This window comes from Rhizobium oryziradicis (assembly GCF_001939045.1).
In the GTDB taxonomy this organism is placed as follows: domain Bacteria; phylum Pseudomonadota; class Alphaproteobacteria; order Rhizobiales; family Rhizobiaceae; genus Allorhizobium; species Allorhizobium oryziradicis.
Genome location: NZ_MKIM01000027.1, coordinates 24,963 through 48,173, shown reverse-complemented (window position 1 = coordinate 48,173; position 23,211 = coordinate 24,963). Strand labels below are relative to the sequence as shown.

Genomic DNA, 23,211 nt, shown 5'->3' with positions numbered 1-23,211 from the left:
TATCCGCCAACAATCAACGCGGCAAAACGCTTGATCCCATCAGCGCTTCATCAATGGCGCGCGCCGCCTGACGGCCTTCACGGATGGCCCAGACCACCAGCGACTGACCACGGCGCACGTCGCCCGCAGCCCAGAGCTTATCCACCGAGGTGCGATAATCCTTGTCGTTGGCAACCACATTGGTGGAGCCGCGCTTGTCGGTGTTCAGCTCCAGCTTGCCATCCATCTCTTTCAAAACGCTGTCGGTATAAGGGCCAGAGAAGCCGATGGCGATGAAGGCAAGATCGGCCTTGATGATGAATTCCGTGCCAGAAATTGGCTTACGGCGCTCATCCACCTGGCAGCATTTGACGCCCGTCAGTACGCCATCTTCGCCGACGAATTCCAGCGTTGCCACCTGAAATTCGCGGTTAGCACCCTCAGCCTGAGAGGAAGACGTGCGCATCTTGGTGGCCCAATAGGGCCAAACCGCCAGCTTGTCTTCGGTCTGTGGTGGGCGGGGGCGAATATCCAGCTGGGTCACCTTCACAGCACCCTGACGGAAGGCCGTGCCCACGCAGTCAGACGCGGTGTCACCACCGCCAACCACAACAACATGCTTGCCACCGGCCAGAATAGGTTCGGCAGGCCAACCAACGCTGTCGATGTTTTCGCGGCCAACACGACGGTTCTGCTGCACCAGATACGGCATGGCGTCATAGGCACCGTGCAGATCAACGCCGGGAATGCCCGCCTCACGCGGGGTTTCCGAGCCACCGCAATAGAGCACGGCATCATGATCGGCCAACAGCTTTTCCATAGTGACATCCACGCCAACATTGACGCCGCAATGGAAAGTGACGCCCTCGCCCTTGATCTGTTCAACGCGACGATCGATGAAGTTTTTCTCCATCTTGAAGTCTGGAATGCCATAGCGCAGCAGGCCACCGGCCTTGCTCTCGCGCTCATAGACATGCACATCGTGACCAGCGCGGCCAAGCTGCTGGGCAGCGGCCAGACCCGATGGACCGGAACCGATGATGCCCACCTTCTTGCCCGTATGCACAGTCGGCGGCTGCGGCACGATAAAGCCAAGCTCATAGGCCTTGTCTGCAATCGCCTGTTCCACCGTCTTGATCGAGACTGGCGCATCTTCAAGGTTCAGCGTGCAGGCCTCTTCGCAAGGGGCTGGGCAAACGCGGCCGGTAAATTCCGGGAAATTGTTGGTGGAGTGGAGGTTGCGGATCGCCTCTTCCCACTTGCCGTTATAGACCAGATCGTTCCAATCGGGGATCTGGTTGTTGACCGGACAGCCGGTTGGACCATGGCAGTAAGGAATGCCGCAATCCATGCAGCGTGCTGCCTGCTTTTGCACTTCTGGTTCCGACATCGGAATGGTGAATTCGCGGAAATGCCGAATACGATCCGAGGCTGGCTGATACTTTGCCACCTGCCGGTCGATTTCCATAAAGCCTGTAACCTTGCCCATTTTCTCGTCCTAATAAATTGAAGCCTACATCAGATCACGATCCCGGCCAAAACCGGGATCGTGCGGTGGCAAATTACTCGGCGGCAACGCCCATGCGCATGCGCTCCATTTCCTCGAGCGCACGGCGGTATTCGACCGGCATGACCTTGCGGAATTTCGGGCGATAATCGGCCCAATTGTCCAAAATCTGCTTGGCGCGGGTGGAGCCGGTGTAGTGCATATGGTTGGAAATCAGCTGGTACAGGCGCTCTTCATCGTGGCGGGTCATGTCTTCCGACACATCCACCAAGCCCTTGTGCATCAAATCGCCACCGTGGTGATGCAGCTTTTCCAGCATGTCATCTTCTTCCGGCACCGGCTCCAGTTCCACCATGGCCATGTTGCAGCGCTTGGCAAAATCACCCTTTTCATCCAGCACGTAAGCCACACCGCCCGACATGCCCGCAGCAAAGTTGCGGCCGGTTTCACCCAGAACCACAACCACACCGCCGGTCATATATTCGCAGCCATGGTCGCCCGCACCTTCAACAACGGCAATGGCACCGGAGTTGCGCACGGCAAAACGCTCACCCGCCACGCCACGGAAATAGCATTCGCCGGAGATGGCACCATAGAGAACCGTGTTGCCCACGATGATCGAGTTTTCAGCCTTGATGTTGGAGTTTTCCGGCGGACGCACGATGATACGGCCACCCGAAAGGCCCTTGCCCACATAGTCATTGCCATCGCCGACCAGATCAAAGGTAATGCCGCGTGCAAGGAAGGCCCCAAAGGACTGACCCGCCGTGCCGTTCAGGGTCACGTGGATGGTGTCATCCTTCAGCCCCTTATGGCCGTAGCGCTTGGCCACTTCGCCAGAGAGCATGGCACCAGCAGAGCGGTCCACATTCTTGATGTCCACATCGAACACCACCGGCTGCTTGCTTTCCAAAGCAGGAGCTGCCTTTTCGATCAGCTTGCGGTCGAGAATATCCTCGATTGGGTGATGCTGGCGCTCGGTCCAATAGGTCGCTTCCTTCGGTGCATCGACCTTGTGGAAGATCTTGGTAAAGTCCAGACCCTCGGCCTTCCAATGGGCCAGCATGTCGTTCTTTTCCAAAAGTTCCGACGCGCCGATGATGTCGTTCAGCTTGGTGAAGCCAAGAGCTGCCAGAATTTCGCGCACTTCTTCGGCGACAAAGAAGAAGTAGTTGATGACATGCTCAGGGGTTCCCTTGAAGCGCTTGCGCAAGACCGGATCTTGCGTGGCAACACCCACCGGGCAGGTGTTGAGGTGGCACTTGCGCATCATGATGCAGCCCGCCGCAATCAAAGGTGCTGTGGCAAAGCCGAATTCGTCAGCACCCAGAAGAGCACCAATGATCACATCGCGGCCTGTCTTCAAGCCACCATCGACCTGAAGGGCAACGCGCGAGCGAAGACCATTCAGCACCAGCGTCTGCTGGGTTTCGGCCAAGCCGATTTCCCAAGGAGAACCTGCGTGCTTCAACGAAGTAAGAGGTGATGCACCCGTACCGCCATCAAAGCCGGACACGGTGATATGGTCAGCGCGTGCCTTGGCAACACCGGCAGCAACCGTGCCCACGCCCACTTCCGACACCAACTTGACCGAGACATCGGCTTCCGGGTTCACATTCTTCAAATCGTAGATCAGCTGTGCCAGATCTTCGATGGAGTAAATGTCGTGGTGCGGCGGAGGCGAAATCAGGCCGACGCCCGGTGTGGAATGGCGGGTCTTGGCAACAGTGGCATCGACCTTATGGCCGGGCAACTGGCCACCTTCGCCGGGCTTGGCACCCTGCGCCACCTTGATTTGCAGCATATCGGCATTGACCAGATATTCGGTGGTTACACCAAAGCGGCCAGAGGCAATCTGCTTGATGGCAGAACGCTCAGGATTGGCCGAGCCATCAAAGCGCGGCAGGTAACGGTCGCTTTCTTCGCCACCCTCACCGGTGTTGGACTTGCCGCCAATGCGGTTCATGGCAATGGCCAGCGTGGTGTGCGCTTCACGGCTGATCGAGCCAAACGACATGGCACCTGTGGAGAAGCGCTTGACGATATCCACCGCTGGCTCGACATCATCAATCGACACCGGTGAGCGACCCTGATCGGCAGCCTTCTTGATCTTGAACAGCCCGCGAATGGTGTTCATCCGCAGCGAACTTTCATTCACCAGCTCGGCAAATTCGCGGTAGCGCTCCTGGCTGTTGCCGCGCACCGCATGTTGCAGCGTGGCAATCGAATCCGGGCTCCAGGCGTGGTTTTCACCACGGATACGGTAGGCATATTCGCCACCAATATCGAGCGTGTTGGCCAGAATTGGATCCTTACCAAACGCTGCATGGTGGCGAGCCACGGTCTCTTCCGCGATTTCCGCAAGGCCAATGCCTTCGATGTTGGACGCCGTGCCGAAGAAATACTTCTCGATCAGCTCGGAGTTGAGGCCAATGGCATCAAAAATCTGCGCACCGCAATAGGACTGGTAGGTGGAAATGCCCATCTTGGACATAACCTTGAGAATGCCCTTACCCACGGCCTTGATATAACGATAGACCACTTCGCTGGCATCGACTTCCTTGGGGAATTCGCCATGCTTGTGCATGTCCAAAAGCGTGTCAAAGGCCAGATAAGGGTTGATGGCTTCGGCACCAAAGCCTGCGAGACAGCAGAAGTGATGCACTTCGCGCGGCTCGCCTGATTCAACCACCAGACCCACCGAGGTGCGAAGACCCTTGCGGATCAGGTGATGGTGCACAGCCGCCGTTGCCAGCAGCGCCGGAATGGCAATGCGATCCGGGCCAATCTGACGGTCAGACAGCACGATGATGTTATAGCCACCGCGCACCGCTGCTTCCGCACGCTCGCACAGGCGATCCAGCATTTCCGGCATGCCTTCCGCACCGCGCTCGACATCATAGGTGAAGTCGAGCGTTTTGGTGTCGAAACGGTCTTCGGTGTGGCCGATCGAGCGGATCTTTTCCAGATCGCCATTGGTGAGGATTGGCTGACGCACTTCCAGCCGCTTGGCGTTGGCAGCCCCCTCGTGGTCCAGAATGTTCGGACGCGGACCAATGAACGAGACAAGGCTCATCACCAGTTCTTCGCGGATCGGGTCAATCGGCGGGTTGGTGACCTGCGCAAAATTCTGCTTGAAATAGGTGTAGAGCACCTTGGACTTCGACGACATGGCCGAAATCGGCGTATCCGTGCCCATCGAGCCAATGGCTTCCTGCCCGGTGGTCGCCATCGGCGACATCAGGATGCGGGTGTCCTCAGACGTATAACCAAAGGCCTGCTGACGATCGAGCAAGGACACGTCGCGGCGCAGGGCGCGCGGCTCAACCGGGTTGAGGTCTTCCAGAATTAGCTGGGTGCGGTCCAGCCATGTGCGGTAAGGGTGCTTGGTGGCCAGATCACTCTTCAAATCCTCATCGGAAATGATGGCACCCTTTTCCATATCGATCAGCAACATCTTGCCAGGCTGCAAACGCCACTTCTTGACAATCCGCTCTTCCGGCACCGGCAAGGTGCCAGCCTCGGATGCCAGAATAATACGATCATCATCTGTCACCATGTAGCGGGCTGGACGCAGACCGTTGCGGTCCAGTGTCGCGCCAATCTGCTTGCCATCGGTGAAGGCAACGGCGGCTGGGCCATCCCATGGTTCCATCAGGGCTGCGTGATATTCGTAAAACGCCTTGCGGTCCTTGCCCATCAGCTGGTTGCCAGCCCAGGCTTCGGGGATCAGCATCATCACCGCATGGGCCATGGAATAGCCACCGCGCATCAAAAATTCGAGCGCGTTGTCAAAACAGGCCGTGTCCGACTGACCTTCATAAGAAATCGGCCAGAGCTTGGAAATGTCATCGCCAAACAGCGGCGAGGATACAGATGCCTGACGCGCCGCCATCCAGTTGACGTTGCCGCGTAGGGTGTTGATTTCGCCGTTATGGGCGACCATGCGGTAAGGATGCGCCAGCTTCCACGATGGGAAGGTGTTGGTGGAAAAGCGCTGATGCACCAGCGCCACAGCCGATTCAAACCGTGGATCAGCCAAGTCCTTATAATAGGCACCCACCTGATAGGCGAGGAACATGCCCTTATAAACAATGGTGGAGGAAGACAGCGACACCGGATAGAAGCCGGTTTCTTCGCCACCAAACTCGTCATAAATCCGGTTGGAAATCACCTTGCGCAGCAGGAACAGACGACGCTCAAAAGCGTCTTGCGTTGCGGCATCGCGGCCCGCGCCGATAAACACCTGAATATGGCGTGGTTCGGTGGCAGCAATGTCTGGAGCCTTGGACAGCGAGGAGTTATCGACCGGCACATCACGATAGCCAATCAGATGCTGGCCCTCGGTGAGACAGACATCGGTGATGACCTTCTTGAAATGGGCGATCTGCTCTTCATCCTGCGGGAAGAAGAAGTGACCAACGGCATATTCACCGGCCTTGGGCAGGGTAATGCCTTGGGCTGCCATTTCCTCGCGGAAGAAACGATCTGGGATCTGCACCAGAATGCCCGCGCCATCGCCCATCAACGGATCTGCGCCAACCGCACCGCGATGGGTGAGGTTTTCCAGAATGAACAGACCGTCCTTGACGATCTGATGCGACTTCTGACCCTTCATATGGGCAATGAAGCCAACGCCGCAAGCGTCGTGTTCGTTGGCGGGGTTATAAAGGCCCTGCGCCTGTGGCAGACCGTAACGGATGGGAGTTCGACGGGCATCCGTTTTCACGTCTGCACCATGAGCCGCTGCAATCCCTTCGGATGGGGTCATCTTCGTCATCATCTTCCCTCCAGTTGAGCCATCGCGCACACTCTGCACGATCCGGCACACAGCTATTTGACAGTACCAGTGCGTTTTAGACCGCCTGCTTGCCTCTCTTGCGCGCCGACCGTAACGATAAGGTCGCAAGATTGACCTATCCGATCCCTTGAAAACACTGGAAAATCGCTGCATCTGCGGCGCATTTCATGCTTGCTTCAAGCGGCAGGCCAGAGTGCAAAAAGGAATTCCCTGTCTCGCATTTCCGGAAATTAGGTCAATCATCATGACCTATTTTCGCAATCTATATGCCAGAAACCTCACCCCTTCGCAAGGGATCGCTACAAAAAGTTACCAGCCTGCGCGAAAGAAAACGTCGGAAAATGCATTTCTTCTGTTCTTTTCTGTCGCAGACCACCGGCAATCATTCGGCAAATTACAGTTTGGCGTGCGCGCGCACCCCCACAATCAGAATGCCCGAAGAGAACAGATTGAACCGATCTGAAAAATGCTTAAAACTTCGCGCCAACCCTAACCCGTCACCATGCCCGTCACTACACGTCAGGAAACCATCGATGTTCTTTGCCTCGGACAATTGGGCCGGTGCCCATCCCGCCATTACTGAGCACCTTGCGAAAGAAGCCGCAGGCTATGCCAGCGCCTATGGCACCAGCGATCTCGACAAACGTATTGAGGCCGAATTCAACACGATCTTCGAGCGCGAAGTTGCGGTGTTTTTCGTGGCCACCGGCACGGCTGCCAATTCACTGGCCTTGGCCAGCGTATCGCGCGCAGGCGGCGTAACCTTTTGCCATTCCGACGCCCATGTGAATGCCGATGAGGGCGGCGCGCCCGAATATCTGGCCAATGCCAGCCGTCTTTATCCTGTCGAAGGCCCGGATGGCAAAATGGATGTGGGCGCGCTGCACACCGCCGTCTCGCGCTTTGATGTGCCGTCTGTGCATCAGGGTCGCCCCATGGCTATCACCATGACGCAGGCCACTGAGGCAGGCACAGTCTACAGCCTGGATGAGATTTCCGCAATCAGCGCCATTGCCCGCGCCAAATCCCTGCCCTTGCACATGGATGGTGCGCGCTTTGCCAATGCGCTGGTGGCACTGGATACCACGCCAGCCGAGATGACCTGGAAGCGCGGCGTGGATATTCTCTCCTTTGGAGCCACCAAAAACGGCTGCTGGTGTGCGGAAGCCATTGTGTTTTTCAAGCCGGAGATGGCCGAGGAGATGCCCTATATCCGCAAGCGTTCAGCGCAATTGTTTTCCAAAACCCGGTTTATTTCAGCCCAGCTCGACGCCTATTTCAAGGACGGCTTGTGGATGGATATGGCCCGCCACGCCAATACCATGTCGGATCGCTTGCGCACTGGCTTAGAGGGCAGCAACAAGGCGCGGCTGGCGTGGAACACCAGCGGCAATGAAGTGTTTGCCATTCTTGAAAAACAGGCCGCCAAGGCAGCGCAAGACAAGGGCGCAAAATTCTACGACTGGCTGCCGCCGCGCGAACATCCCGATATGGTCGGCAAGGACGAGACCCTCATTCGCCTCGTCACCAGCTTTGCCACCACCGAGGAGGATGTCGATCGGTTTTTGGATATCCTATAATGCAAATCGGGCGGCCAATGGCCGCCCTCAACTGTCTCAACACAATAGTCAGATTAAATCACCTGCGCTTCAATTGCCTTTGGCGCGTTGAGCGGATCGGTGGCAATGGAAATGCGGCGCGGTTTCATGGCTTCGGGAATATTGCGCAACAGATCAATGTGCAGCAGCCCATTTTTCAGCGATGCGTTTTGCACCTCAACATGGTCGGCCAGCTGGAAGCGGCGCTCAAAGCCGCGCTTGGCGATGCCACGATAGAGAAACTCGGTCTGCTCGGCCTGATCTTCTTGCGCCTTCTCGCCTTTCACGGCCAGAACATGCGCATGAACCTCAATGCTCAGCTCGCTTTCATCAAAGCCAGCAACAGCCATGGTGATGCGATAGGTGGTTTCGCCGGTGCGCTCGATATTATAGGGCGGGTAGCTTTGGGCGGCTTCCGGCTGACCAAGGCTGTCGAGCATGGTGAACAGGCGGTCGAAACCAACGGTGGAGCGATAAAGGGGGGAAAAATCAACGTGACGCATAAGTGTCCTCCTGATGAGCAACGATTGCGATAAACACTCGAGAAAGGCCCCGAATTTGGCGGCATCTCCCGATTTGCAGGCCCGTTTGGCACCCGCAATCAGGAGATGGGAATGCGCAATTGCCAGTTCAAGACCTAAATTGAAATCCTACGGCACTTTCTATCTGCTGCATCATTTTCATCTCAGAGACTGTCTGATCAGAAAACCGGATTCCACTTTCCCCTGACACACCCTAAATCGATGCCGTTTTAAGGAAGGACGCAGGATGCGTGCGGCTGAATTTTTCATGAACAGGCGATTTGGTTTTCGTTCAGGTGTCAGCTCCTAACGTTGAGCGCATCAGAGGCAACTCTGGTCACTGAAGAATTCGTCCCTGCGTCTTCAGTATTTTGGGCCGGATCGCCAGACATATCCTGTCTGGCGATCCGGCTTTTTTCTTTGACCCCGAGGCAGGGCGCGCATAGTAAAAAGGCATCATCCGTTGTTTGCGAGGCCTTGCCATGGACACAGTGCTGCATGATCTGCCGGGCAATCCCCTTCCCGCCAATCACATCCTGGGTTATTTTACCGCCCATGATGGATTGAGATTGCGCTATGCCATTTTCAAAAGTGCCATCAGCCCCGCCAAAGGCACTGTGGTGCTGGTGCATGGACGCACAGAATCCATTGAAAAATATTACGAGACCATCGAGGATTTAACCCGATCGGGCCTTTGGGTGGCAACATTTGATCTTCGTGGCCAGGGCCTTTCCGATCGAGTCCACAAGGATAGAACACGCGGCCATGTGCGCCGCTTTTCCGATTATGAGCGCGATCTCGAGCTGTTTTTGGAAAAAGTCGTGCTGCCAGACGCGCGCGTGCCGCTGTACATGATCGCCCATTCCACCGGCGGGCTGATTGCCTTGTCAGCGGCCCCGCGCCTGTCGGGCCGCATTGCCCGGCTGGTGCTCTCGGCCCCCTTCGTGGGTCTGCATGGCGAGGCCATGTCTGCGGGCAAGATTTTCGGCCTGGCGCGACTGCTGTGCTTGGCAGGCCTTGGCAATAGCCGCATGTCATCATCGAGCAAGCCGCCAAACTTTGCTACCAATGTGCTGACCTCTGATAAAATACGCTTTGATCGCAACACAGACATCAATGCGCAGATTCCAGAGTTGGCGCTGGGTGGGCCAACGGCGCGCTGGCTGTATGAATGCAGCAAAGCCATCAAGCGGGTGAATGATCCCGCGCATCTGACCCAGATCACCATCCCCACCCTGCTGCTGGCCCCGATGCTGGATGGCATCGTGCCCTTCAGTGCGCAGGAACATCTGGCCCGCCATTTTCGTGCCGGCCAATTGCTCTCGGTGCCCGGCGCGCGCCATGAACTGTTGCAGGAAGACGACCGCTATCGCCTCCAGGCGCTGGCCGCCATCCATGCCTTCATCCCCGGCAGTGACGCAACGGAGCAATGGACGGCGACAGGGCTGGAGCCGGATGAAACGGCTGCCGATTACGCTTGAAGACCCGATTATTTCCGAAGAATTGCCAGAGCCTGATCATAAACCGCTTTTGAGCTGGCTGCGATGATCTTGCCCGCAGCTTCCGGCCGTTCACCATCCCAGGTGGTGATCATGCCGCCAGCCTGCTCGATGATCGGAATAAGTGCTCCGACATCATAGGGTTTCAGGCCGGTCTCAATCACCAGATCGACAAAACCCGCCGCCAACAGCGCATAGGCGTAGCAATCCACCCCATAGCGCGTCAGGCGCACGTTGGCGCGCACCGCATCAAAGCGTGCTCGCTCATCAACCTCGAAAATATCCGGCGATGTTGTGTAGAGAATGGCGTCCGACAGATCAGAACAGGCCCGCGTTTGCAACTGGCGCTCCCCATCCGGGCCGCGATACCAGGATTTTTCTCCATCGGCAAAATAGCGCTCACCGGTGAAGGGTTGATCCATCATGCCCATCACGGCCCGGCCTTTTTCCTGAAAGCCGATCAACGTGCCCCATGTGGGCAGGCCCGAGATAAAGGCGCGCGTGCCATCGATTGGATCAATCACCCAAACACTGTCCCGGCCAAGACCAATATTGCCATGCTCTTCGCCGAGAATGCCGTGATCAGGAAATTCGGCCTCGATCATGCCGCGAATCACGGTTTCTGCGGCTTTATCGCCCTCTGTCACCGGATCATAGCCGCCCGCTTCCTTGTTGACCACATCGAGACTTGAGCGAAACCGCGGCAAGGTCTCCGCTTTGGCACTCTCGGCAAGGCGATCAAAAAAACTCTTATCCGGACGCATGGTCTCTCCCGTTCAGGTGCAGGTCTTCTATTGCATACTTCTTTAAACCGGAATCGGTTTGAAGATAAAATCATGCAACAAAAATCAAGAGCTACTTTGAGCCTTTGTGCGTCATATATGGCGCACAAAGGCTCAAAGTAGCTTGGCTTTACGGACCAATTTCTTAAAGCGAAATGGACCTGCGCGAAAGCCTGCAAATCACCGATGGCAGGAGATTGCGAATACGACTGATTTTTAAGCCCACCATGCCCAACAGAAACCAAAACGCCCATTTTTTAACCACGCATAAAAATGCATCAAAACCTCTTGACATTTGTGCGTCGCAATATAGACTGATCCTCACAGTCTTCGGACTGTAAATACCCTCCTTGGGTGTTTCCTCCCTAGATTTGAGCCGCGCTTCGTGCGCGGTTTTTTTTGCGCAAAATAAAAGCCTATTCGGCGGCAAGCGCATCATCATTGGCGATACCGGCCCACGCGCCCGCCATTTGCGCAACGAAACGCGACAGCACACTGGCCAGCAAGGCAAAGTCGGCGCGCTTTTCCAGGGTTTGCTCATCCACATAGATGGCCCGATTGATCTCGATCTGCAACGCATGCAGCCCGCGCGCCGGGCGACCATAGTGCTCGGTGATAAAGCCGCCGGCATAGGGCTTGTTGCGCACGGCCGTAAAACCATAATCGCCCAGAATTTGCAGGGCGGCATGGGTGAGATCGGCGGACGCGCTGGTGCCGTAACGATCCCCGATGATAAAATCCGGGCGCAGCGCACCCGCCCCCACCCGGACTGAGCCGGGCATGGAGTGGCAGTCGATCAAAACCACAGAGCCAAACATGGTGTGGGTTTTGGCAATCAGCCGCCGCAAACAGGCGTGATATGGTTTATAAATGGTTTCGATCCGGGCGAGTCCCTCCTCCGCGCTCAATCGCCCCTGATAGATCTCCATATTTTCGGCCACAATGCGTGGAATAGTGCCAAGCCCACCGGCCACCCGCACGGAATGGCCATTGACGTAAGACGGCAAGGGACCGGAGAACATGCGCGGATCAAGCTCATAGGGCTCGCGGTTCACATCAACATAAGCGCGGGGGAAATTGGCCACCAAAAGCGGCGCACCATGGGAAGGTGCACTGGAAAACAGCTCATCGACAAAATAATCTTCAGAGCGGCGGATGGAAAAAGCATCCAGCTTCGAGCGCTCCAGAAACGCTTGCGAATAGGCTCTGCCACTGTGGGGAGAATTGTAAACGAAAGGAATTGACTGCTCTACGGGTTCACGCACCTCAAACAGCTCGCACGTGGCTGACAACGGCTGCATCGACCCTCTTCTTTACCAAATCAGCAAATCATTATGAAACATGTTGCCAGTTGGCAGCAATGAAGTCCATACTAAGACAACATCACGAGAGGCTTTCCTTCCCTTCACCAGTTATTTACGGGATGGGGAATATTGAGGAGAGCTAGAACACCATCATCAGTCGAGTAACGGTCCAGAAATGACTCAGAAAATTCTTCTCGCCGAAGACGATAACGATATGCGCCGCTTCCTGGTAAAAGCTCTGGAAAAGGCCGGCTATAAAGTCGCTTCTTTTGATAACGGTGCCAGCGCCTATGACAGGTTGCGCGAAGAACCCTTTTCGCTGCTGCTGACAGATATCGTCATGCCCGAAATGGACGGCATTGAGCTTGCCCGGCGCGCAACCGAACTGGACCCCGACCTCAAGGTCATGTTCATCACCGGCTTTGCCGCCGTTGCTCTCAATGCTGATTCCAAGGCGCCCAAGGATGCCAAGGTTCTGTCCAAGCCGTTCCACCTGCGCGATCTCGTGGATGAAGTGAATAAACTGCTTGCAGCGTAAGGGGTTGGCAAAATATTGCCAAAGATCTTCAAAGCACACTTGACGGAGCGGAAGGTTTTATGGTCTATCCGCCGTCATCGGATGGGCGTATAGCTCAGCGGGAGAGCACTACGTTGACATCGTAGGGGTCACAAGTTCGATCCTTGTTACGCCCACCATTCGAATTCATAAAAAAGGTCTCACGAGAAATCGCGAGACCTTTTTTTGTTTTCGATAATGTCGCAGGTTCACAATCGGCTTTCAATCAAGCCGCACTCAACCCGACTGAACGTAGGCGCTTAAAGCCGGTCAACAGCGTCCTTGACGGCGTCCTTGGCTTTGCCAACGTTCTTCTGGATCTTGCCTTTCGCCTCCTGGCCTGCACCTTCGGCGCGCAAACGATCATTGTCGGTTGCCTTGCCCGCAGCCTGCTTGGCTTTGCCAGCAATTTCGTTTCCGGTGCCTTTGATTTTATCAGACATGCTACCCATAATCTCGCCTCCGTTGTGCCTGCACCATTGCAAGCGGTTCGAAATAAAAACGAATGGTGAGGAGAAAAGTTCCGGCCTTTATGTAAGAAACGACTAAACAGAAATATCGCACCATAGCGCTGTGGTCATGCAGAAATTTCTCGCACCAATCCTCACCCTGCGTTAGAGCAAACAGCGAGAGACCATTTTATATGTGCCTGAAACCAGAAGGATCGACCATGACTGATAAAATCGTCCCTGTGATCATGGCTGGCGGAAAAGGCACCCGGCTATGGCCTTTGTCACGGGCCACCGCCGCCAAGCAATTTTTGAAAATGATTGGTGACGAAACACTTTTTCAGTCGACCTTAAATCGCGTTCGCGATGATGCGGTCTATGAAGCGCCCATCGTTGTGACCAATGAGGAGTTTCGCTTTCTGGTGGCCGAACAGGCGCGCGAACAAGGCGTCGCCCTGTCCGGCATCGTGCTGGAACCCATGGCGCGCAATACGGCGGCAGCCGTTGCCGTTGCGGCTCGTGTGGTGGCAGATCGCTTTGGCGATGACGCTCTGCTGTTGCTTTTGCCCTCCGATCACGCAATCACCGTGGACGATATCTATACCGGCTCGATCACCAAGGCGGCAACGGCGGCAAAGAGCGGCAAGCTGGTGACATTTGGCATTCATCCAACCGAGCCCGCCACCGGTTACGGCTATATCGAGCTTGGCGATGATCTGGAAAACGGCGTCTATACCGTCCAGCGCTTCATTGAAAAGCCCGATGAGGCCAAGGCCAGAACATTGCTGGAAGCGGGAAATTTTTACTGGAATTCAGGCATGTTCCTGTTTTCAGCAAACAGCATTATTGCGGAGCTGGAAGCCTTTGCGCCCACCGTCATGGCGGCTGCAACCGACGCCGTGGCCAAATCCAGCAAGGACTTTGATTTTCTTCGGCTCGATGCCAAAGCCTTTGCCGAGGCACCGTCGATCTCCATTGATTATGCGGTGATGGAAAAGACCCAAAAGGCCGCCGTGGTGCCCGCCGCCATCACCTGGTCAGACATGGGCAGTTGGGATGCCGTTTGGAAAATCGGCGATGCAGATGCGGATGGCAATGTTGTGCAAGGCAATGTCACCGTTCACAACACCACGAACTCTCTGGTCATCTCGCGCAATAGCCATATGGCCGTACAGGGCATGGATGGCGTGGCTGTTATTGCCAGCGAAGACGCGGTTTTTGTCGGTCGGCTGGATAACGCCCAGGATGTCGGCAATCTCGTCAAGATTCTGGCCGCAAGCGAAACGACCGCAAACCTCACGGAAACCCATCCCACCTCCCTTCGTCCATGGGGCGGTTATACCTCCATCCTCAGTGGCGATCGTTTTCAGGTGAAGCGACTGTTTGTGCATCCCGGCAAGAAGCTCTCCTTGCAAAAGCATCACCACCGCGCCGAACATTGGATTTGCGTCAAGGGTGCCGCCGAGGTGACCATTGATGACACCATGACAATCCTGCACGAAAACCAGTCGATTTACATTCCGCAAGGCTCTGTGCATCGCCTAGGCAATCCGGGGAAAATCCTGCTGGAAATGATCGAGGTGCAAACCGGCTCCTATCTTGGGGAGGACGATATTGTGCGTCTGGTCGACGAGTTCGGCAGAACCTGATTGGACCGAAATCCTGACAATCAGAAAAGCCGCCGTCATCCGGCGGCTTTTTTATGCGTGCGATGACCGAATGATATTCATCAACTTCGCCTTGCTTTCTCGGCGTGCATTGCACAAGATCAACCCCAACGCGGTCAACGACAGATCCGGCCCACCGGACAAGGGGTTCCATGGCAATCAAGGCAAGCATTTATCATCTCACCCATTATAAATACGACAACCCTGTGCGGCTTGGTCCCCAGATCATCCGGCTTAAACCGGCGGCCCATTCGAGAACCAAGGTTCTCAGCCATTCCCTGAAAGTGACGCCTGACAATCACTTTGTGAACCTGCAACAAGACCCTTACGGCAATTATCTGGCCCGGTTCGTGTTTCCCGACCCCGTGACCGAATTCAAGATCGAGGTTGATCTTGTTGCCGATATGACCGTCTACAACCCGTTTGACTTCTTCACCGAAGAAACCGCCGAAACCTGGCCGTTTTCCTACCCCGAAGATATTCGCGACGATCTGGCCATCTACATGAAGCCCGAGCCGGACAGCCTGGCCTTGAGCGAGTTTATGAAAACGCTCGACCAGACGCCGGGCCAGGGCACGGTGGATATGATTGTCGGCATCAATGCCATGCTGCAACAGCGCATCGGCTATGTCATCCGCATGGAGCCGGGCGTGCAAACGCCGGAGGAAACGCTGACCTCTGCCCTCGGCTCTTGCCGTGATACTGGCTGGCTTCTGGTGCAGGTTTTGCGCCATCTGGGCATCGCAGCGCGCTTTGTTTCGGGCTATCTCATTCAGCTGAAGCCGGATTTGCAGGCCCTGGATGGCCCCTCCGGCACCGATGTGGATTTCACCGATCTGCACGCCTGGGCAGAGGCCTATATTCCCGGTGCTGGCTGGATTGGTCTGGACCCCACCTCCGGTCTGATGACGGGTGAAAGCCATATTCCGCTGGCCGCGGCCCCGCATTATAAAAATGCAGCGCCGATTTCCGGTGGCTATTTTGGCGAAGCCAACACCGAGTTTGATTTTGCCATGGAGGTCAAGCGCGTCGCTGAGCATCCGCGCATCACAAAGCCGTTTTCGGATGAAAGCTGGGAAGCCCTCAACGCCCTTGGCCTGAAGGTTGATGGCGAGTTGGCAGCCCATGACGTGCGCCTGACCATGGGCGGTGAGCCGACTTTTGTGTCGATTGATGATTTCCAATCAGCCGAATGGAACACTGACGCGGTTGGCCCCACCAAGCGTGACAAAGCCGACCACCTGATTCGCCGGTTGCGCGAAAAATTCGCACCCGGTGGTTTTCTGCATTACGGCCAGGGCAAGTGGTATCCCGGTGAAAGCCTGCCGCGCTGGACGTTTTCACTCTATTGGCGAAAGGACGGCAAGCCGATCTGGCATGACCCAGAGCTGATTGCCGCTGAGAGCAAGGATACCAAGGTCACGGCTGAGCAGGCGCAAGCCTTGCTGGCAGGCATTGCCAAAGAGCTGGAGATTGAGCCGGAAATGCTGATCCCGGCCTATGAAGATCCCGCCGAATGGATCATCAAGGAAGGCAGCCTGCCGGAAAATGTCGATCCCTCCAATTCCAAGCTGGAAAGCCCGGAAGAACGCGCCCGCATTGCCAAGGTGTTTGAGCGCGGCCTGACCACCCCCACCGGTTATATCCTGCCGGTGCAGGCATGGAATGCGCGCGCAGGCGGAAAACGTTGGGTTAGCGAGCGCTGGCGCACGCGGCGCGGCAAGATCTTCCTTATTCCCGGCGATAGTCCCATTGGCTTTCGCATGCCGCTTGGCACGCTGCCTTATGTGCCGCCGTCGCAATACCCTTACATCCACACGGCAGACCCATCGCTGCCACGTGCTCCTTTGCCCGATTATGGTGGCGAGAGCGACAAGCTGGGTCGTGCTTTGTCTGAAGCATCGCGCAAAGCCCCTGAAACCCAGCAGGATCGCAATGAACAGACCATTGCCGGTTCCAAAGAGGATATTCGCGGGGCTGTTCGCACCGCCATGAGTGTTGAGCCGCGCGATGGTCGGCTCTGCGTTTTCATGCCGCCGGTTGAGAAGATCGAGGATTATCTGGAACTGGTCGCAGCCGCGGAAACGGCAGCAAGAGAACTGGGCCTGCCCGTTCATATCGAGGGCTACGCCCCCCCGCAGGATGAGCGCATCAATGTTATCCGTGTTGCCCCCGATCCGGGCGTGATTGAGGTCAACATCCATCCGGCTGACACTTGGCACGATTGCGTCAACACCACCAACATCATCTATGAAGAGGCCCGCCAGACGCGGCTTGGAGCCGATAAATTCATGATTGACGGTCGCCACACCGGCACCGGCGGCGGCAACCATGTGGTGGTGGGCGGTGCCAACCCCAATGACAGCCCGTTCCTGCGCCGGCCGGATTTGCTGAAAAGTCTGGTTTTGCATTGGCAGCGCCACCCTGCCCTGTCCTATCTGTTTTCCGGCATGTTCATTGGCCCGACCAGTCAGGCCCCGCGCATTGATGAAGCCCGTCATGACAGCCTTTACGAGCTGGAAATTGCTATTGCGCAAATTCCCATGCCGGGGAACGGAGCCTTGCCACCACTTCCATGGCTGGTGGACCGGCTTTTTCGCAATCTACTCACCGATGTCACCGGCAACACCCACCGATCCGAAATCTGCATCGACAAGCTGTTTTCGCCAGACGGCCCCACGGGTCGCCTTGGGTTGGTGGAATTCCGTGGCTTTGAAATGCCGCCCAATGCGCGCATGTCACTGGCCCAGCAAGTGTTGATCCGCGCCATCATTGCCCGGTTCTGGAAAAATCCCGTTGGTGGCAATTTTGTCCGGTGGGGCACAGCATTGCATGATCGCTTCATGCTGCCGCATTATATCTGGCAGGATTTTCTCGAAGTGCTGGCTGATCTGCGCGACAATGGTTTCGATTTGAAGCCGGAATGGTTTGCAGCCCAGCTGGAATTCCGCTTTCCCTTCGTAGGCGAGGTCGAATACGCGGAGACCAAACTGGAGCTGCGCCAAGCGCTGGAGCCTTGGCATGTAATGGGCGAAGAAGGTGCCGTTGGCGGCACCGTGCGCTATGTGGATTCATCCGTCGAGCGTTTGCAGGTGAAGCTTGAAACCGCAAACCCCGAACGCTTTGCCGTGGCCTGCAATGGCCGCCGCATTCCGCTGTCAAAATCGGGCGTCAATGGCGTGGCGGTGGGCGGCGTGCGCTATAAAGCATGGCAACCGGCATCCGGGTTGCATCCTATGCTTCCTGTAAACACACCGCTAACTTTCGACATATATGATATATGGACAGGGCGGTCTGTGGGCGGTTGTGTCTATCACGTCGCCCATCCCGGCGGTCGTAGTTACGATACTTTCCCTGTGAATGGAAATGAAGCGGAGGCCAGACGGCTTGCACGTTTCGAGCCGTGGGGGCATACCACCGGATCTTATCCCCTTTGGCCAGAGACGGTTTCGCCAGAATTTCCGCACACATTGGACTTGCGGCGACCTCAAGGTATTTAAATGAGCAAGACACCTGTGATGGAGGTTAACGAGCGCCATCAGGACGCATCAGCCACATCAGCCACAGTGGAAGCTTTGGCCGATGACTATCGGACCTTGCCCGGCGTTGCCGACGAAATGCTGGACAAGCACGGCAACATTCGGCCCGTGTGGCAAAATTTCGTCAACGCCATTCAGGCCATGGGGCCCGAGGAGATGCATGAGCGCTTCGCCCGTGCTGACCGTTACCTGCGCGATGCCGGGGTGTTTTATCGCGCCTATGGCTCGGCGGCCAGCAACACAGATCGGGCGTGGCCTTTCTCCCACATTCCGGTGCTGATTGCCGACGACGAATGGCAAGTGCTGACCAAAGGTCTGGTGCAACGCGCCGAACTGCTGGAAAAGGTGGTTGCCGATATTTACAGCGAAAACCGTCTGGTGCAGGAAGGCTTCATCCCCCCTGCCCTAATTGCCGCCAACAGCGAATTTTTGCGCCCGCTGGTCGGGGTTAAGCCCGCCGGTGGCCATTATCTGCATTTCTGCTCGTTTGAAATTGGCCGTGGCCCAGATGGCAATTGGTGGGTGCTGGCAGACCGCACTCAGGCACCGTCTGGCGCAGGTTTTGCGCTGGAAAATCGCGTTGCCACCACCCGCGCCTTCTCTGATATTTATGCCGAAACCCATGTGCATCGGCTGGCATCGTTTTTCGGAGCTTTCCGCGACGCCTTGCAAGGCCACAAGCAAAGCCCGGATGACCGCATCGCCGTGCTCTCGCCCGGACCGGCCAATGAAACCTATTTCGAACACGCCTATATTGCCCGTTATCTCGGCATTATGTTGCTGGAGGGTGAAGACCTCACCGTGGTCAATGGCAAGGTCATGGTGCGCACGGTCGCAGGCTTAAAGCCGATTGGCGTGTTGTGGCGGCGCCTGGATGCCGCCTTTGCCGATCCGTTGGAGCTGAACCAGAACAGCCATATTGGCACACCCGGCATGGTGCAGGCCCTGCGCGAAGGCTCGGTCAGTTTTGTCAATGCACTCGGCACCGGCATATTGGAAACACGGGCGTTGATGGCCTTTTTGCCAACCCTGTGTCGCCATCTTCTGGGTGAAGATTTGGCCATGCCCTCGATTGCCACATGGTGGTGCGGCCAAAAATCCGAACGCGAGCATGTGGCCAACAACATCGAGAAAATGGTGATTGGCCCGGCCTATTCGCGCCAGCCGTTTTTTGAAGACAACCATCAATCGGTGCTGGGCTCGACCTTGCGCTCGACAGCCCAACAATCCATTGCCTCATGGCTTGCCAGCGATGGAGCACAGCTGGTGGGGCAAGAGGCCGTAACCCTTTCCACCACGCCGGTCATGGTGGATGGCAAGCTGCAACCGCGACCCATGAGCTTGCGCGTGTTTGCCGCCCGCACCAAGAATGGCTGGCAAATCATGCCCGGCGGCTTTGGCCGCATCGGCTCTGGCAAGGATGTTGCCGCCATTGCCATGCAATCGGGCGGCTCCGCCGCCGATGTCTGGATTGTCTCTGACAAGCCGGTCGAGCGCACCACACTGTTGCCGGATGCTGAGGAATTTACCCGCAATTTGCCGGGCAGCCTGCCCAGCCGCGCCGCCGACAACCTGTTTTGGTTGGGGCGCTATATTGAACGGGCCGAAGGCGCACTTCGAATTTTGCGGGCGTGGAACTCACGCTTTGCCGAAACGGCCGATGCCGAGCAACCGCTTTTGGCCTATGTCAGCGACTATCTGAAGGCGCTGGACATTGACACCATGGAAGGTGTGCCGGAAACGCTGCTGGGCAGCATCAACAGCGCTGTCTATTCGGCCAGCAATATTCGCGATCGCTTTTCGCCCGATGGCTGGCTGGCGCTGAATGATCTAGCCAAAACCGCCCGCCGCTTTGGCCTCAATGTCAAACCGGGTGATGATGCCACCCATGCCATGACCATTTTGCTGCGCAAGCTGGCAGGTTTTGCCGGCTTAGTGCATGAAAACATGTATCGCTTTACCGGCTGGCGCTTCCTCACCATTGGCCGCATGCTGGAGCGCGCCTTGCACATGACCCGGCTGCTCGGCCATCTCACCAGCGAAGACGCCCCCGACGGCGCGCTGGATATGCTGTTGGAAATTGGCGATAACGTCATGACCCATCGCCGCCGCTACAATGTGAACACGGCCCATCTGACGGTGACCGACCTTCTGGCGCTGGACCCGCTCAACCCGCGCTCCATTCTGTTTCAGCTCAACGAAATTCTCAGCGAAGTGGTTGAATTGCCAAATGCCAAGGCAAACGGGCAAATGTCGCATTTTTGCCGCGAGACCGTGCGGCTTCAGGCACGCGTTGTGGTGATGACGCCGGACATGCTGACGCAAGAGGTTTACCACAGCCTGGAGCGCGAACTGGAATTGCTGTCGGACCTCTTGGCGCAAACCTATCTGGGATAGCAGATGCTGTATGATTTAACCCTGCATATGGGCTATATTTATGATGTTGCCGCCGCTGGGGGCCGCCATATCCTGCGCATCATGCCGCTGTCCCTGCCCCACCGGCAAAGATTGGTGGCGGGATCGGTGGCGATTGACCCGCAGCCGGAAGAGCGCACCAGCTATACGGATTTTTTCGAACATCCCGCCATTACCTTTGCCTATCGCTCACCGCATGAAAAACTGGATATTCGCATGCAGGCGCGCATCCATGTGGAAGCGCCGCCCATCACCGCCGATTTGTCGCCGCTTCTGGAAAGCCTTGGGGGCGAACTTGCCGCGTATTGGTCACTGGAGCCAAACTCACCGCATCATTACCTTGGGAAAAGCCCGCGCCTACCCGAAAGCTCTGACATTGCGGCCTATGCCCGTGAACATCTACACCCCAGCATGACCGTGCATCAGATTGCCAAAGCGCTCTGCGCCCGCCTTCACAAAGACTTCAAATATGATGCCAAGGCAACCACGGTTGACACCTCACCAAACGAAGCCTTTGCGCTTAAAAAAGGCGTCTGTCAGGATTTTTCCCATATCATGATCGTGGCCTTGCGCAGTCTTGGCATTCCGGCTGGCTATGTCAGCGGCTTTTTGCGCACCATTCCGCCGCCGGGCAAAGAGCGGCTGGCGGGGGCCGATGCCATGCATGCCTGGGTGCGCATCTGGTGTGGCAAGGCCATGGGCTGGATCGAACTGGACCCAACCAACAATATTCCGGCAGGCAGCGATCATGTGGTGGTCGGCTATGGCCGTGACTATTCGGATGTTGCTCCGGTGATTGGTGTGTTGAAAGGCTACGGCAACCACTCAACCGTACAGGCTGTTGATCTTATTCCGCTGCCGGGCACATGAACCGGCAAGACAGCCTCAAGAGTTGTATGATCGCGAGATTAGATAAAATTTAAGCAGTTTCATTAGGTGGAAATCAACCTGCGAAAGCTAATTCTGATCACATCAGATACATGACGATCGTTTATCTCTTTGCCCAAAGTGCTGACATCGTCGAATGCTCGATCAGGGATGGATATCATGGTCATGTCGATATTTCGAAACCGCCTGTTTTCGCTTGCGCGCGAAACCTCAGGCAATTTCGGCATGATGACGGCCCTGCTTCTGCCGGTCAGTATCGGGGTTGTTGGCCTTGGTCTGGATGCCACCACCATGCTGCAAAACAAGCGCAGCCTGCAAAATGCCGTGGATGCCGCAGCCCTTGCCACAGCAACCGCCATGACCAAAGACACCATGAGCACAGGTGATGCGGATGCCATGGCAAAAAGCTATGTGCTGTCGCAAATGGCCAATGTCTCGAGCGATGCCACAACAGCATCAGCAAACCTGACAACCGTCGCCCAAATTTCGACCCCCACCCCAAGTTCAGGCAATGGCAAAATCTATGACGTTGGCCTGACCAGCTCCTACACCATGACCACCAATGCGTTATCGCAGGCCTTTGGCTGGAAAACCGTGACCATATCGGCTTATGGCAAGGCTGAGGCATCGACCCAAACCCAACAGACCCAAAAGGGCCTCTCTCTCTATCTGGTTCTGGACCGTTCGGGATCTATGTCGTTCATCACAGACCAGGTTGATACAAGCCAGTACTCTTGCCCGAATTACACCGAAAGCAATTGGGGATATTATCCTTATCTGGCACCAAGCAGGCCTTGCTATATCAACAAGATGACTTCGCTGAAGACAGCTGTTGGCGTTATGTCGGACACTTTGACAGCCAAGGATCCAACAGCCCGTGCCTATTCGATACCCCGCTCCCAGCTGGTGCGTGTGGGTGCTATCGCGTTCAATGACCAATCCTTTTCGGCGCAGGCCCCGGCATGGGGAACGCAAGCGGCTCAAAACTATGTCGATAGTATTCCCACATACCCGACAGGGGGAACCGACGCCAGTGACGCCTTGAACACGGCGTATAAAGCACTTAGAAAAAAGAACAAAACAGAGCAAAAAGCCCATACCGACGCCGGTACTCCAAATTTCGACCGGTATATCATCTTCATGACGGATGGCGAGATGACGGGAGACAGCGGCTCATGGAACTCTGGCCTCGACAACAACGTTCGCGAAATTTGCAAAGCAATCAAGTCTGACGAAATTCATCTGTTCACCGTGGCCTTCATGGCACCGGAAAAAGGTAAATCACTGCTTCAAGCCTGCGCAAGCGATCCAAATAGCTATTATCAACCCGATACGATGGCAGGCCTTGTCAGTGCATTTACGGCAATCGCGCAAGATGTTTCCAAGAGTACCACCCGCCTGACCAATTGATGCAGTCTCAGTAAAGCAGGGGGTATTTGCACGTGTAAATTTATTTTCCGCAGCGCAGCCCCTTTCGATTATCAGACTCTAGAGCCTGTCAGGTGCAGACTGAACACGACGGACGTCGCTTGTTTTGTTTGAGTTTGCCTTATCAAAAAACCGGATTCCAATTTTCTCTGAAAATTTTAGCGCCTCATTTCGTCGCGCAAAATCCTCTCAACCAACAGTAATAGTTCATCTTTCGAAAATACCCTGTTGCCACAACTCACCAAGGATGCATAAACTGCACTTCCTGGTGGTTTGCG

At 56.1% G+C, this 23,211-nt stretch carries 15 protein-coding genes and 1 tRNA gene; 10 read left to right on the top strand and 6 right to left on the bottom strand.

Annotated features, from left to right (window positions below):
* Positions 1-13: 13 nt before the first annotated feature.
* Both BJF95_RS11210 and gltB read right to left on the bottom strand, forming a co-directional pair.
* Positions 14-1,468, bottom strand: coding sequence for a glutamate synthase subunit beta (locus tag BJF95_RS11210; RefSeq protein ID WP_075639559.1), 1,455 nt, complete (start codon positions 1,466-1,468; stop codon positions 14-16).
* 73 nt (positions 1,469-1,541) lie between these two features.
* Entirely contained in the window at positions 1,542-6,266 is a 4,725-nt protein-coding gene (gene gltB, locus BJF95_RS11205) for a glutamate synthase large subunit (RefSeq protein WP_075640284.1), read from the bottom strand.
* Positions 6,267-6,531: 265 nt separating this feature from the next.
* Between gltB and BJF95_RS11200 the strand changes: the two genes are divergently transcribed.
* Positions 6,532-6,750, top strand: coding sequence for a hypothetical protein (locus tag BJF95_RS11200; protein WP_139317471.1), 219 nt, complete (start codon positions 6,532-6,534; stop codon positions 6,748-6,750).
* A 70-nt stretch (positions 6,751-6,820) separates the two neighbouring features.
* Complete coding sequence (locus BJF95_RS11195; protein WP_075639557.1) at positions 6,821-7,867, top strand: threonine aldolase family protein; 1,047 nt, start codon at positions 6,821-6,823, stop codon at positions 7,865-7,867.
* 53 nt (positions 7,868-7,920) lie between these two features.
* Here the strand turns inward: BJF95_RS11195 and BJF95_RS11190 are convergent, their stop codons facing one another.
* On the bottom strand, positions 7,921-8,388 hold the full coding sequence (locus BJF95_RS11190; protein ID WP_075639556.1) for an Hsp20 family protein: 468 nt from the start codon (positions 8,386-8,388) through the stop codon (positions 7,921-7,923).
* 500 nt (positions 8,389-8,888) lie between these two features.
* Here BJF95_RS11190 and BJF95_RS11185 point away from each other — a divergent pair, with 500 nt between their 5' ends.
* Positions 8,889-9,887: an alpha/beta fold hydrolase gene (locus tag BJF95_RS11185; RefSeq protein WP_075639555.1), complete on the top strand. Its 999-nt coding sequence runs from the start codon at positions 8,889-8,891 to the stop codon at positions 9,885-9,887.
* A gap of 8 nt (positions 9,888-9,895) precedes the next feature.
* Here the strand turns inward: BJF95_RS11185 and hisN are convergent, their stop codons facing one another.
* Both hisN and BJF95_RS11175 read right to left on the bottom strand, forming a co-directional pair.
* Complete coding sequence (gene hisN / locus BJF95_RS11180) at positions 9,896-10,669, bottom strand: histidinol-phosphatase (protein WP_075639554.1); 774 nt, start codon at positions 10,667-10,669, stop codon at positions 9,896-9,898.
* A gap of 434 nt (positions 10,670-11,103) precedes the next feature.
* Positions 11,104-11,988, bottom strand: a complete 885-nt coding sequence (locus BJF95_RS11175) for an N-formylglutamate amidohydrolase (protein ID WP_075639553.1) — start codon at positions 11,986-11,988, stop codon at positions 11,104-11,106.
* Positions 11,989-12,166: 178 nt separating this feature from the next.
* Here BJF95_RS11175 and cpdR1 point away from each other — a divergent pair, with 178 nt between their 5' ends.
* Both cpdR1 and BJF95_RS11165 read left to right on the top strand, forming a co-directional pair.
* The gene (cpdR1, locus tag BJF95_RS11170) at positions 12,167-12,529 is read left to right on the top strand and encodes a response regulator CpdR1 (protein ID WP_075639552.1); all 363 of its coding nucleotides are present in this window, start codon (positions 12,167-12,169) and stop codon (positions 12,527-12,529) included.
* Between the two features lie 83 nt (positions 12,530-12,612).
* Positions 12,613-12,687: transfer RNA gene (locus BJF95_RS11165), tRNA-Val, on the top strand.
* A gap of 120 nt (positions 12,688-12,807) precedes the next feature.
* Here BJF95_RS11165 and BJF95_RS11160 read toward each other — a convergent pair.
* Complete coding sequence (locus BJF95_RS11160; protein WP_075639551.1) at positions 12,808-12,999, bottom strand: CsbD family protein; 192 nt, start codon at positions 12,997-12,999, stop codon at positions 12,808-12,810.
* A gap of 218 nt (positions 13,000-13,217) precedes the next feature.
* Between BJF95_RS11160 and BJF95_RS11155 the strand changes: the two genes are divergently transcribed.
* The 5 genes from BJF95_RS11155 to BJF95_RS11135 all read left to right on the top strand — a co-directional run bounded on the left by BJF95_RS11155 (position 13,218) and on the right by BJF95_RS11135 (position 22,915).
* Positions 13,218-14,645: a mannose-1-phosphate guanylyltransferase/mannose-6-phosphate isomerase gene (locus BJF95_RS11155; RefSeq protein WP_075639550.1), complete on the top strand. Its 1,428-nt coding sequence runs from the start codon at positions 13,218-13,220 to the stop codon at positions 14,643-14,645.
* 170 nt (positions 14,646-14,815) lie between these two features.
* Positions 14,816-18,163 (top strand): transglutaminase family protein, encoded by a 3,348-nt coding sequence (locus BJF95_RS11150; RefSeq protein ID WP_075639549.1) that lies wholly within the window; start codon positions 14,816-14,818, stop codon positions 18,161-18,163.
* Complete coding sequence (locus tag BJF95_RS11145; RefSeq protein ID WP_075639548.1) at positions 18,164-20,599, top strand: circularly permuted type 2 ATP-grasp protein; 2,436 nt, start codon at positions 18,164-18,166, stop codon at positions 20,597-20,599.
* Positions 20,600-20,602: 3 nt separating this feature from the next.
* The gene (locus BJF95_RS11140; protein WP_075639547.1) at positions 20,603-21,487 is read left to right on the top strand and encodes a transglutaminase family protein; all 885 of its coding nucleotides are present in this window, start codon (positions 20,603-20,605) and stop codon (positions 21,485-21,487) included.
* A gap of 183 nt (positions 21,488-21,670) precedes the next feature.
* On the top strand, positions 21,671-22,915 hold the full coding sequence (locus tag BJF95_RS11135) for a vWA domain-containing protein (protein ID WP_175577241.1): 1,245 nt from the start codon (positions 21,671-21,673) through the stop codon (positions 22,913-22,915).
* Positions 22,916-23,211 lie beyond the last annotated feature (296 nt).

Bases quoted from the DNA above. Each gene is read 5' to 3' on its own strand.
- BJF95_RS11195 (WP_075639557.1), top strand. From the start codon at position 6,821: ATGTTCTTTGCCTCGGACAATTGGGCCGGTGCCCATCCCGCCATTACT.
- BJF95_RS11190 (WP_075639556.1), bottom strand. From the start codon at position 8,388: ATGCGTCACGTTGATTTTTCCCCCCTTTATCGCTCCACCGTTGGTTTC.
- cpdR1 (WP_075639552.1), top strand. From the start codon at position 12,167: ATGACTCAGAAAATTCTTCTCGCCGAAGACGATAACGATATGCGCCGC.
- BJF95_RS11150 (WP_075639549.1), top strand. From the start codon at position 14,816: ATGGCAATCAAGGCAAGCATTTATCATCTCACCCATTATAAATACGAC.
- BJF95_RS11175 (WP_075639553.1), bottom strand. From the start codon at position 11,988: ATGCAGCCGTTGTCAGCCACGTGCGAGCTGTTTGAGGTGCGTGAACCC.
- BJF95_RS11210 (WP_075639559.1), bottom strand. From the start codon at position 1,468: ATGGGCAAGGTTACAGGCTTTATGGAAATCGACCGGCAGGTGGCAAAG.
- BJF95_RS11155 (WP_075639550.1), top strand. From the start codon at position 13,218: ATGACTGATAAAATCGTCCCTGTGATCATGGCTGGCGGAAAAGGCACC.
- BJF95_RS11140 (WP_075639547.1), top strand. From the start codon at position 20,603: ATGCTGTATGATTTAACCCTGCATATGGGCTATATTTATGATGTTGCC.
- BJF95_RS11200 (WP_139317471.1), top strand. From the start codon at position 6,532: ATGACCTATTTTCGCAATCTATATGCCAGAAACCTCACCCCTTCGCAA.
- BJF95_RS11145 (WP_075639548.1), top strand. From the start codon at position 18,164: ATGAGCAAGACACCTGTGATGGAGGTTAACGAGCGCCATCAGGACGCA.
- BJF95_RS11135 (WP_175577241.1), top strand. From the start codon at position 21,671: ATGTCGATATTTCGAAACCGCCTGTTTTCGCTTGCGCGCGAAACCTCA.
- gltB (WP_075640284.1), bottom strand. From the start codon at position 6,266: ATGACGAAGATGACCCCATCCGAAGGGATTGCAGCGGCTCATGGTGCA.
- hisN (WP_075639554.1), bottom strand. From the start codon at position 10,669: ATGCGTCCGGATAAGAGTTTTTTTGATCGCCTTGCCGAGAGTGCCAAA.
- BJF95_RS11160 (WP_075639551.1), bottom strand. From the start codon at position 12,999: ATGGGTAGCATGTCTGATAAAATCAAAGGCACCGGAAACGAAATTGCT.
- BJF95_RS11185 (WP_075639555.1), top strand. From the start codon at position 8,889: ATGGACACAGTGCTGCATGATCTGCCGGGCAATCCCCTTCCCGCCAAT.